This window comes from Xanthomonas prunicola (genome assembly GCF_002846205.1).
Lineage (GTDB): Bacteria > Pseudomonadota > Gammaproteobacteria > Xanthomonadales > Xanthomonadaceae > Xanthomonas > Xanthomonas prunicola.
Window position 1 is genome coordinate 1 of record NZ_PHKV01000079.1, and the last position, 430, is coordinate 430.

Annotated in this window: 1 protein-coding gene; it reads right to left on the reverse strand. The window is 63.0% G+C overall.

Features of this window, described 5'->3' with window-relative positions; genetic code table 11:
• On the reverse strand, positions 1-430 hold a 430-nt coding region (locus XpruCFBP8353_RS23125; RefSeq protein WP_133125726.1), incomplete at both ends, for a hemagglutinin repeat-containing protein.

Consider the following 430-nt stretch of genomic DNA (forward strand, 5'->3'; position numbering starts at 1 on the left):
GGCGCCGCTTGCGTACCCGCTGGCATCCCACGCCGTACCCGCCGAGATCTGTACACGTCCACCAACGCTGCTTTCCTTGGATTGGATGTCCAGCTTGTCTTGCAGCGATTCGATGGTGAGATCACCACCGATCTGTGCATCGATCCGGTCACCCTTGACCACCGCGCCGCGCAAGGTGGTGTCGCCTTCCGACTTGAGTACGATGTTCTGGCCGGCCAGCTGCGTGTTCTGCCAGGTGCTGCCATCCACGTTCGACTTATGGCTACCGGCACTGGCTTGGACATACGCGTACACGCCGGTCTGCGCGCCCACCGATGCGCCGACACCCACCTCGAACCCGGCATTGCTGCCCTTGCTCTGCTCGGTGTTGCTGGAGTTGCCTGCTTCCAGCACCAGATCGCGTGCCGAATCCAGGCTCAGCGTGTCGCCC